The sequence below is a fragment of the Chitinophaga polysaccharea genome, assembly GCF_007829335.1.
In the GTDB taxonomy this organism is placed as follows: Bacteria; Bacteroidota; Bacteroidia; order Chitinophagales; family Chitinophagaceae; genus Chitinophaga; species Chitinophaga polysaccharea_B.
Genome location: NZ_VIWO01000011.1, coordinates 178,389 through 189,370 on the forward strand (window position 1 = coordinate 178,389; position 10,982 = coordinate 189,370).

Annotated in this window: 7 protein-coding genes and 1 tRNA gene; 5 read left to right on the top strand and 3 right to left on the bottom strand. The window is 47.0% G+C overall.

Features of this window, described 5'->3' with window-relative positions; translation table 11 throughout:
• The first annotated feature begins 325 nt into the window (after positions 1–325).
• The 3 genes from FHW36_RS27465 (at position 326) to FHW36_RS27475 (ending at position 7,401) form a co-directional block, all read left to right on the top strand.
• Entirely contained in the window at positions 326–3,394 is a 3,069-nt protein-coding gene (locus FHW36_RS27465) for a SusC/RagA family TonB-linked outer membrane protein (protein ID WP_145674073.1), read from the top strand.
• 58 nt (positions 3,395–3,452) lie between these two features.
• Positions 3,453–4,964: a RagB/SusD family nutrient uptake outer membrane protein gene (locus FHW36_RS27470; RefSeq protein ID WP_145674074.1), complete on the top strand. Its 1,512-nt coding sequence runs from the start codon at positions 3,453–3,455 to the stop codon at positions 4,962–4,964.
• 208 nt (positions 4,965–5,172) lie between these two features.
• Positions 5,173–7,401, top strand: a complete 2,229-nt coding sequence (locus tag FHW36_RS27475) for a glycoside hydrolase family 95 protein (RefSeq protein WP_145674076.1) — start codon at positions 5,173–5,175, stop codon at positions 7,399–7,401.
• Between the two features lie 311 nt (positions 7,402–7,712).
• Here the strand turns inward: FHW36_RS27475 and FHW36_RS27480 are convergent, their stop codons facing one another.
• The 3 genes from FHW36_RS27480 to FHW36_RS27490 all read right to left on the bottom strand — a co-directional run bounded on the left by FHW36_RS27480 (position 7,713) and on the right by FHW36_RS27490 (position 9,906).
• Complete coding sequence (locus FHW36_RS27480; RefSeq protein ID WP_145674077.1) at positions 7,713–8,075, bottom strand: nuclear transport factor 2 family protein; 363 nt, start codon at positions 8,073–8,075, stop codon at positions 7,713–7,715.
• Between the two features lie 89 nt (positions 8,076–8,164).
• Positions 8,165–8,752, bottom strand: coding sequence for a Crp/Fnr family transcriptional regulator (locus FHW36_RS27485; RefSeq protein WP_145674079.1), 588 nt, complete (start codon positions 8,750–8,752; stop codon positions 8,165–8,167).
• A 182-nt stretch (positions 8,753–8,934) separates the two neighbouring features.
• The gene (locus tag FHW36_RS27490) at positions 8,935–9,906 is read right to left on the bottom strand and encodes a hypothetical protein (protein ID WP_145674081.1); all 972 of its coding nucleotides are present in this window, start codon (positions 9,904–9,906) and stop codon (positions 8,935–8,937) included.
• A gap of 440 nt (positions 9,907–10,346) precedes the next feature.
• Between FHW36_RS27490 and FHW36_RS27495 the strand changes: the two genes are divergently transcribed.
• Both FHW36_RS27495 and FHW36_RS27500 read left to right on the top strand, forming a co-directional pair.
• Complete coding sequence (locus FHW36_RS27495; RefSeq protein WP_145674083.1) at positions 10,347–10,706, top strand: DUF4180 domain-containing protein; 360 nt, start codon at positions 10,347–10,349, stop codon at positions 10,704–10,706.
• A gap of 192 nt (positions 10,707–10,898) precedes the next feature.
• Positions 10,899–10,982: transfer RNA gene (locus FHW36_RS27500), tRNA-Ser, on the top strand.

Consider the following 10,982-nt stretch of genomic DNA (forward strand, 5'->3'; position numbering starts at 1 on the left):
ACCCGAAGGACCAGCAAATTTCAGGGAGGAAGCCGATCAATTGTCAGACGCCATTGCCGTTTAAAAAAATGGCCAGCAAATCAGCACTAACGCGTAAACAATTTCGGCTGTTCGGTTATTATTATTAATTCATCAACCGAATCTAACTTTCTAACCATGTAATTATCAAACTATCTAACTATGTAAAACTTGTTATTATCATGATTTAACAACACTAAATCGATTTTGTCGCAGTGGGAATCCACGTATGAAAATATTCCCACGTCGCTTATCAACTGGAAGAACAATTTACCGGCTATTATTCCATCATCTCTAAAGACTTGTTATGAAAACAACACTTGTTTATGTGCTTGCATGTATACTGCTCTCCATGCACGCGATGGCCCAAATTAAAGTTAGTGGCAAGGTCACCAATGCGGCAGACGGGACAGCGATCCCTAATACCACGGTGGCCATCAAAGGTACCTCGAGCGGTACCATTGCCAATGAAAATGGCGTGTATTCATTGACGGTACCCAACAGCAATGCAGTGTTGGTATTTTCCTTTACCGGGTTTGCCAACCAGGAAGTAAAGGTAGGTAACCGAACTGTTATCGATGTAGCGCTCGACGTACAGGTAAACACGCTGAACGACCTCGTGGTAATTGGTTATGGTTCCGTCAAAAAATCTGACCTCACTGGCGCCGTAGCTTCCCTGAAAGCGGAGAAGATCATGGACGCCCCCGTGCCCAATATCTCCCAGGCCTTACAGGGGAAAATACCCGGCGTAGAAGTCAACATCAACAGCAGCGCACCCGGCCAGGCCGCCAAAGTGCGTATCCGTGGTATTGGCTCCATCAACTCGGCCATAGATCCACTGTATGTAGTAGATGGAATAGCCGGCGTAGATGGAAACGCCATCAACCCGAACGATATCGCCTCCCTGGAAGTATTGAAAGACGCCTCCTCCACCGCTATCTATGGAGCCAGGGGCGCCAATGGCGTTATCATGATCACCACCAAACGTGGTAAAGCCGGTCCTACCGAAGTAAGCTACCAGGGCGATGTGAACGTAAGTACCCTCTCCCGGCACCTGCCTACCCTCAACTCCGACGAGTTTGTAAAAGTATATAACGAAGCTTTTGTGAATGCCACCAAGTTCGACCCGCAACACGGCACCTGGGCACCTCCAAAAGCACTGAACCATCAGAACTTTCCAAAATTGTTTGATGCCAATGATAAGCCACTGTATAATACCAACTGGGAAAAAGAAACGTATAAACCGGCTATCTCTACCAGTCATCAACTCAACTTCCAGGGTGGTACCGATAAGCTGGTGTACAGCGCCTCCCTCGGCTTCCTGGATCAGAACGGTTTAATGACACAGTCGTGGTTCAGAAGGTATTCTGCCCGCCTGACTTTCGACAATGATGTAAAAAAATGGCTGAAAATAGGTGGTAGCCTTAATATCATTTCCAGCAAACAAAGACTGGTATCTGATGGTAACGGTAGCTTAAACGTACCCAGGATGGTAACAGAAGAAGTGCCGATTGTACCGGTAAGATACCCCGATGGTACCTGGGCAGGCAACAACGACATTGCCGGCCTGGAAGGAGGCCCCAACCCGGTACATATTGCCCAGAGCCGTTATACGCTGAATAACTCCCAGCATACCCTGGGTAATGTATACCTGTTGTTTCATATCACCAAAGACCTGGACTTCAAAACAGACTTCGGTTACGACCTGGTAAGCAACAAAGCTAACTTCTACAGCGGCACCGACCTTCCTCACTTATCGCAGGACCAGGGCGGCGTAGCCAGGATTACAGATGATTACAATAAATACTGGCAGTCAGAAAGCTACCTGACGTATAACAAAGACCTGGGCAACAACAGTACCCTGAATGCCGTGGGTGGTATTTCCTTCATCAAATATTCAGGAGAAAATGCATTGGTAGAAACGCAGAACTTCGTAACCGATTATTTCCAATGGAATAACCTGGGCGCCGGTTCTGTACGGTCAAACGCTACTTCCCTCACTTCTCCCTGGGATATGAATTCTTACTATGCACGCGTTAACTATAGCCTGCACAGTAAATACCTGTTTACCGCTACCGGCAGATATGATGGTTCTTCCAAGTTCAGCAAGGAAAAACAATTCGCATTCTTCCCTTCTGTAGCCGCCGCCTGGCGTGTATCTGAAGAAGAATGGCTGAAACACAGCAAATTTGTGAATAACCTGAAAATACGTGCCAGCTATGGTCTCTCCGGTAACCAGGAAATCGGGCAGTTCCAGAACTTCGCCCAGTACAGACCCGATCAAACCGTTATTGGTGGCGCTAATCAACCTACTTTGGTACCGGGCTATATTGGTAACCCGAACCTGAAATGGGAAAAATCTACCCAGGTAGATGCCGGCGTAGAACTCTCTGTGTTAGACAACCGCATCAACCTGAACGTAGACTACTACAACCGTAAAACTACCGACCTGCTCCTGGCAGCCCCCATTCCATGGTCTGCCGGTACCTATAACGGTAACGTTTACAAAAACGTAGGATCGATGAGAAACAAAGGATGGGAAATTGGACTGAGCACTACCAACATCCAAACACCTAATTTCACCTGGACTACCAACTTCCTCTTTACTTCCAACAAAAACACCATCCTCACACTCAACGATGGTAATGCCGATATCTTCCCGGGTCCTAACTTCCTCGGACAAACGAATGTGCTGAGAGTAGGTGAGCCTATCGGTTCTTTCTATGGCATGACCAGGTTGGGTACTTACAGTACAGACGAAGCTGCCGAAGCAGCGAAACATTCGCTGTTGCCGGGCGACAGAAAGTATGTATACGATGCTGCCGGCAACCCGGTGTATAGCATCATTGGCCGCGCCAACCCGAAATGGACCGGTACCTTCAGCACCACACTGAAATATAGAGGCTGGGATCTGACCGCCGATATCCGCTTTGTACAGGGTATGAACACCGCCGCTGCCTTCAAACACTCGACAGAAGACCGCCAAACACTGGCCAACAGCCTGAAAACCGTACTGGATGGATGGACACCTGATCACCAGAATACTTCCATTGCACAGGTACGCAGCTACAAATTCACACAGGATTCCCACTTCGATACCTGGTGGGTAGAAGATGGGTCTTATATACGTGGTCAGAACTTTACACTGGGCTATACTTTCCCGGCTTCCTGGATGCAGCGCAGTCACATTAACCGCTTCCGTATTTATGCCAGTGTACAGAACCTGTTCCTGATCACTAAATACACCGGTTATGATCCTGAAGTAGACACATTCAACTTCGGTTATGGTAACAATACAGGGTTTTCACAGGGTATTGACTTCTTCCCTTATCCCCGCCCACGCGTGTGGAACCTGGGTGTAAACCTTAACTTTTAAGACCGTTTCGTGTAACCGTTGAAGTGACAATCTATTTAGTGAATTAAAAATTCAGAAAATGAAAACGACTAAACATATATTAATAGCGTTGATGGTGTTGCTCAGTTGTTCCTGTAAGAAATTCCTGGACGAAAAGCCCACCAACTTCCTCACACCGGACGCTGACCTTACCAGTCCGAAAGTAGCCCGTGCATTTGCCAACGGCTGCTACCAGAACCTGCAGGGCTTTCTGCAAGGCCAGCCTTCTTCTTATGGCGGTAACGTGTATAACCTGCTGGAATTTATGACCGGCAAAGCTAATAGTGACCTGGGACAAACCGGCTTCATCAATTTCCAGAACCTGAGTTACAACTACACTTCCTTTTATGTAGATACCTGGTGGCAACGGATGTACCTGGGTGTGGGCGCCTGTAACCTGGCCATCCAAAACATTCCCAAAGCAGTGCAGGATGCCACCACTACCACCAACGAACTGGCAGAAGCACACGCATTGCGGGCATTGTATTATTTTCAGCTGGTAAGATTATACGGAGCTATACCCAAATTGACGGTTGTACCTACTGTTCCTACCGCGCCGAACCTGAACCTGCCCCGTACGCCGGCCAAAGCCATTTACGACAGCATCATCATTCCCGACCTGTTGACTGCAGCTAAATCCAGCCTGCCATGGTCTAATAATACCGGTAATGTAACCATGAGTATGATACAGAGCCTGCTGGCCGATGTATACCTCACTTATGCCGGCGCTGCCATCAATGGCGGTACCCAGTATTATGCACTGTCTGCCGCAGCTTCCAAAGCAGTGATCACCAACAGTGGCGCTTCCCTGTTTAAAAACTATACGGATATGAATAACCCGCTGAATAAAAATATCGGGGAATTCATTTTCCAGGTACAGTATGCCGCTTCTGTTCCTTCTACCAATCCGCTGACAGCACTCACTATTCCGAACTACGCGGGTATCTCCAAATACTCCGACGAGTATGGTTCTGTATATCCTACACCACAGTTTATACAGTCGTTCGACCCGAAAGATAAACGCGTACAGGAAAGACAATTCTTTTATACCAAGTATAAAAAGATCAGCAGTGCAGATACCATCACTTTCAGGAACACGTATATCTACAAGTTCTTTGATTCGCTGGCCGTGGTAAATACCGCCAAATCTGACCTGAACTACACCTTATACCGGTTGGCCGATGTATACCTGATGTATGCAGAAGCTTCTAACCGCGCAGAAGGTGGCCCCAATGCCGATGCGCTCAAATATGTAAAAGCCATTCGTGATCGCGCTAACCTCGGTCCGTTACCAGCAGGCATGTCTCAAACAGCGTTTGAGCAGGAAGTATGGCTGCAACGTTATTATGAGCTGTGCTTTGAAAATAAAATGTGGTTTGATATGATCCGGACACGGAAAGTTCATAACGATGTAACGGGTAACTGGGACAACTTTGTAGGACACAAAACAGTGTTCAATGCTACGTTTGCAGAAAAGAACCTGTTGTTCCCCGTACCGAAGCAGGAAATAGATGTAAACCCTAATCTTTTACCGAATAACCCGGGATTCTAGTTGTCATCAACCATCCCGAAAAAGGGCGTCTCAAATTTGAGATGCCCTTTTTCATTTTCGGGCATCATCCCTTTTCAAAAGGCATTTTAATACCTGGTAAGTGAATGCCAATAAACTGTCAGTATTAGCCAATATAGTGGCGATACCGGAGGTGTCAATAGCGTATATTTACCCGTTCACAATGCTTCAAACAAACTAAAATCGTAAAATGAAAAAGCTATTGGGCGCTATACTGTGTTGTACCTTATTTTTTCTTTCTACAGCTGTTACTGCTCAGCATTCGGGCGCCGGTCCTGGTACAGGGTACCGGTTATGGTATACCCAACCTGCCGAAAAATGGGATACACAGGCATTACCTATCGGCAATGGAAGAATGGGTGCCATGCTATTCGGTGGTATTAAAACGGAAAAGGTACAGTACAATGAACAGAGTTTATGGAGTGGCGACAATAATTGGGATGGAGAATATGAAACCGGGGATCATGGCTTCGGCTCCTACCGGAATTTCGGAACGTTTGTAATAGATTTCAATCATACGGATGTAGTAACCGGGTATTATCGCTCATTAAATATCCAAACCGGGGTGCATACCACTGCTTTTGAAATAGGCGATACCCGTTATACCCGGGAGGCGTTTGCCAGTCACCCCGACCAGGTAATGGTTTTCCACTATACCGCCAGTAAAAAGGGAGCTTTATCCGGTAAAATCTCTATGCAGTCGGCACAAGGAGCCATGAGTGCTGCCAATGCAGATGGATTGAGCTTTACGGGTGAAATGCCCAATCACCTGAAATACGCCGCTAGCATGCAGATCGCGCACGAAGGAGGTAGTATTTCGGTAGAAGGGAATAACTGGGTGTTTCAAAAATGCAATGCCATTACCATTTACCTCGATGCGCGGACAAACTATAAACCGGATTACCAATCGGGATGGCGTGGGGCGGATCCCATGCCGCTGGTTAAACAAGAAATCAGTGCGGCCAGGAAAAGTGATTATCAAACATTGGTAAGCCGTCATACGAAAGACCTTACTCGTCTCACCCTGGCAGCGTCTATTGATATTGGGAAAACGGATGCCGACGTGCTACTGTTGCCTACCGATGTTCGCCTGAAAAAATATGCAGGCGGTAGTGTGGATCCCGACCTGGAAGAAACCTTATTTCAGTATGGCCGTTATTTACTGGCCAGCTGTTCGCGTACAGGCGGGTTACCAGCTAATCTGCAGGGTTTATGGAACGACAGCAACACACCGCCCTGGGCTGGCGATTATCATAATAATATCAACATCCAGATGAATTACTGGGGTGTAGAATCAACGAATTTATCTGAATGCCATTTGCCCCTGATAGATTTTATCAAGGCTGCGGAAGAGCCCTGCCGCATCGCTACCCGGAAGGCATTCGGGGCTAATGTACGTGGATGGACGGCCCGCACCAGCCAGAGTATTTTCGGCGGGAATGGCTGGGAATGGAATATTCCGGCCAGTGCGTGGTATGCACAACATGTTTTCGAACATTGGGCTTTTACCATGGATAAAACCTATTTGCGTACTACGGCCTACCCTATTTTGAAAGAAATCTGCCAGTTTTGGGAGGATCGTTTAAAGAAAATGCCCGATGGCAAACTGATGGTACCCAATGGATGGTCGCCCGAGCATGGTCCCCGGGAAGATGGCGTCATGCACGATCAGCAATTGGTATGGGATCTTTTTCAAAACTACCTGGAAGCGGCGAAGGCATTGGGCATCGATTCGGCCTACCAGCTGAAAGTAGCAGATATGCAGGCACATCTTGCGCCTAACAAGATCGGTAAATGGGGGCAATTACAGGAGTGGCAGGAAGACAGGGATGACCCGGATGATCAACACCGGCACACTTCCCACCTATTTGCCATTTACCCCGGCCGCCAGATCAGTATGACGCTTAACCCAGATTTCGCAAGAGCCGCCATCATTTCATTGCGGAGCCGGAGCGGAAACTATGGAAAAAATGAAAACACGCCATTCACCGTCGAATCAACGGTGGGAGATAGTCGCCGCTCGTGGACATGGCCCTGGCGCTGTGCGCTTTGGGCACGCCTCGGCGAAGGTGAAAAGGCAGGCATCATGGTGCGCGGGTTACTTACTTATAATACCCTGCCCAATCTTTTTACTACACATCCGCCATTCCAGATAGACGGCAACCTCGGCATCACTGGCGCCATGGCGGAGATGCTGCTGCAAAGCCATGCCGGTGAAATTCATTTGTTGCCGGGAATACCATCTGGCTGGGCGGCCAACGGATCTTTTAAAGGCCTGAAAGCCCGGGGAGGATACACGGTAGATTGCACCTGGAAAAATGGGCAAGTGACCGGGTACCGCATCAGATCAGCTGAACAAAAGAAAGTATGGGTCCGGGCAAATGATAAAAAGATACAGGTGGTAACGCAGAAAGGATAAATATAACGAGCACTTGCAACGTTTCCTATATTTACGCCGAAAGAAAATTTAGGGACCTGTGACTTTAGGCGTGTGTTTCAAAGTAAAATTGAGACACACGCCTAAATTTTTCCAAAATCTTTTTGCATTCCTATTAATATGTATGTTTGTACATATGAAGCATATAAGGTCTATGCTCGTTCTATCAGGCTGTATCTGCACCGGCGTTGCCAGCGGGTCCCATTTCAGGCAGAGGCGTGCTTATGATTCGCGTGGTTATAAAATAAGGCCAGGATGAGGATCTGGCGCGCATCAAGGCCTTATACGTCCAATCAACTGGACTGCTTTTCCAGCAATGGTCTTGGATCAAAAATAACTTTAAACGCTTTTATTTTGCCCGACTGAATTTGATACCAGCCACTGGCGAAGATGGTAGTGGCATTACCCATATCGATGTCGTAAAAAAGGCTTACATCACTATCATCGGCCAATACCTTTTTGATATCGTATTTGAATTTCATACGGCTCATATCATCCAGGTATATGTCGGCGCCATGGCGGCTTCCCATCACTCCTACGAAATTAAAATCATCTGCCAGTTGCTGGCGGGCAGCCGCAAAATCCTCGCGGTTTAAGGCATCAATAAAAGATAACACTATGTCTTTGGCGCTTTTGATGGTTTGTGTGGTACTCATGCCATTTTTTTTAAAGGTGAAGAACAGTGTAAAGGTCGGCCTATATGGATAAACCGACCTGTGATGATCGTCACAAAATGGATACCGGGTTATTTTCTGCTACGGATACGGCTGAGTGTTTCCCTGGCGATGCCCAGGTAAGAAGATAGTTGTGAAAGTGATACCCGTTGCAACATTTCGGGGTAATGTTCAGCCAGGTACGCATAGCGTTCCTGTGCCGTCATGAGTTTATAAATAGCCACATGTTGTTCCTGTTTGGCCGCAATACTTTGCAGGCATTTCCGTCCCAATGTTTCCACATCCGGATCCTGCGCAGCAGCGGCATACAGGCGTTGCTTATCAAACTTTATGGCCGTGAGCGGCTCAGCAGCCTGTATAGCGTAGTCCGACCGCTCGCCACGGGCAAAGCTGTTGATGTTAGTAGCAATATCATCTTCGAAGAAAAAAGCTGTATTAATCTCTTTCCCATCTTTATTGTAAAAAGTGCGGCAATAACCTTTGCAGATATAATACAGGGCATCGCATACTTTGCCAGGTTCCAGCAGCAAGTCGTCTTTTTTAAATGATACTATGGTGAGTGCGGGATAAATAGCACGCCAGTCTTTAGCAGTAAAGCCGGTGAGCGTATTCATGTAGTGCAGCACCTGTTGCGATGCGGCGGCTTCAAGGTCGAGCATAGTTACGTTCAATTTTTGCCGCGTAAAGGTACATAATAAAAGCGGCGTAGCTGTGTGGTACGCCGCAGCAGCATTTACGAACAATCATCATGGCCGCTTGGTTAGAGACCAAACTAAAACGAAAGCCGCTGGGAAAAATTCTCCGGGAGAAATACGAAGCAGAACTGGCTGATCCTTCTTAGCTACCGCAAAATAGTAATACCGTGATGCCCTTGCCGATTACTGGCATTTATCTGGTCAATTGCCTGCAGAATAGCCGTTCTGCAGGCAGGCGTCTCCAGCTCATACATCCCTTTCAGCAAAGGCCTTGCTTCAGTAACCTGTAATTGTCCCAGGCAACTAATGATATGTATACGCAGTGTTTCTACTGATACTGGCAGTAAACGCAACATCACTTTTACGGCAGTACGTTGCTGATAGTGGGTAGCCAACCTCAGTGCAAAGCTAATCAGGGTAGGATGGTACCGGGGATCGATCCATTTTTCGAACAGTGGTACGGGAATATCTTCCCTGACCATGAGCATGCGGGATAACTCGAACTGCTGCCAGGGTAACAGGACTTCATTGGGTTCTTCCAAAAATTCCAGCGGATGAGCGGGCGCACATTGCACCATATGGCTGCGTGCCAGCCAGCGGGTACGTTCGTTTTTACTCTTTGTGAGCCGGAGTATAAACGGTCCATCTATCCAAACGCCCATACCCGACAACTCCCTCAGTGACGCCTGTACCCTGCCGGGCTTACCGGAATACAGCCCTGCCGTTGCTTCTATATGTAATGCCAGTCGCAGGTACACCGTACGCAAAATCGCCGGGATATTGCCGGTAAAACTTTTCCGGTAGGCCATCAGCTGACGAATGAAAAGCCGTTTGTACTCAGGGTGCTGATACTTAAATAACGGCGCATGTACCAGTTGTTTTTCCGGTACAATTCCATAAACCACCGCAGGCCAGATGACCTGGTTCACCAGCCAGTCGTCTGTTGCTTCACGGAATATAAAAGTTTGCTGTCGTCGCCACCTATGCATCATCCAGCCATAAATGGCTACTGCGCAGATAAGGGCCAATACACCTGTAACCATTGCAATTTTTACGGGCAGCGAAAAACATTCCCAATAACGGGCCGCGTCATCCAGCCAGCGCTGGTATAACATCATACACAACATCATGCGTAAATAATAAATTAAATCAAACAGATAGCTACTGCTTCTTCATAGCGTATGGATTCCTGCATTTCATACCTCCTACTCACCACACAACAGCACGCCCTCAACACATGCCTGTGATGAGGGTACAAGGCTAAAAAACACCGGATTAAACAGATGATACCAGGGCTATGCACGTGTGGTTAACACAACAATACTACTTGTTGGCCAATACCGAAAAAACTACTCCCGTCACTCAGATTTACATTGTTCTTCATTGGGTCATTCCTTTTGCCAATTTGCATATACTATGCCAACCTTGCGGAATCAGCCGTAATAATCGCTATTACCACTATGGTTATACGAACTGTGTATTTCCTTCCACGGGGTGTTGCAATGTCGGCAGGCGAAATAAATGTACCTTGCGCAGGTATTCCATAAACACCCAAAACATGCAGATACAGATACACGAACAAGGCAGTAAACGGATAGCAGAAATCATTTCCGGCAATATCATTCTCCATAGTGCCGACGATGGATTGCAGCTGATGGCGGATCTCTATTACCAGGACGTCGAAAAAATCATTGTGCACGAAAAGAACATTACGCCCGCCTTCTTTGATCTGAAAACCCGCCTGGCCGGTGAGGTGTTGCAAAAGTTTTCCAACTATAAAATACAACTAGCCATAGTGGGCGACTTCAGTCGATACCCCGGGCAATCTATTAAGGACTTTATCTTTGAAAGCAATAAGGGAAAGTTGGTTAATTTCCTGCCTGATGTAGAAGCGGCAAAAGAGCGGCTGTTCCGCTGATGCGTCTTTTTTGCTAAAAACAGGGCATATAATTATAAATTTTATACATTAAATAATAACGCAATAATTATATCCAAAGTGCTTACTATGGCTAATTTTCGCAGTAGTCCACTACCTCTAAAACAGCTCTTTCTACAAAAAAATGAAAAGAAATTTTGCCAGAATGGTTTCGTTTTATACTTTTGCGTCCCTGGAGAGTTGGCAGAGCGGTCGATTGCGGCAGTCTTGAAAACTGTTGACTGTAACAGGTCCCGGGGTTCGAATCCCTGACTCTCC

Bases quoted from the DNA above. Each gene is read 5' to 3' on its own strand.
- FHW36_RS27465 (WP_145674073.1), top strand. From the start codon at position 326: ATGAAAACAACACTTGTTTATGTGCTTGCATGTATACTGCTCTCCATG.
- FHW36_RS27470 (WP_145674074.1), top strand. From the start codon at position 3,453: ATGAAAACGACTAAACATATATTAATAGCGTTGATGGTGTTGCTCAGT.
- FHW36_RS27475 (WP_145674076.1), top strand. From the start codon at position 5,173: ATGAAAAAGCTATTGGGCGCTATACTGTGTTGTACCTTATTTTTTCTT.
- FHW36_RS27480 (WP_145674077.1), bottom strand. From the start codon at position 8,075: ATGAGTACCACACAAACCATCAAAAGCGCCAAAGACATAGTGTTATCT.
- FHW36_RS27485 (WP_145674079.1), bottom strand. From the start codon at position 8,752: ATGCTCGACCTTGAAGCCGCCGCATCGCAACAGGTGCTGCACTACATG.
- FHW36_RS27490 (WP_145674081.1), bottom strand. From the start codon at position 9,906: ATGATGTTATACCAGCGCTGGCTGGATGACGCGGCCCGTTATTGGGAA.
- FHW36_RS27495 (WP_145674083.1), top strand. From the start codon at position 10,347: ATGCAGATACAGATACACGAACAAGGCAGTAAACGGATAGCAGAAATC.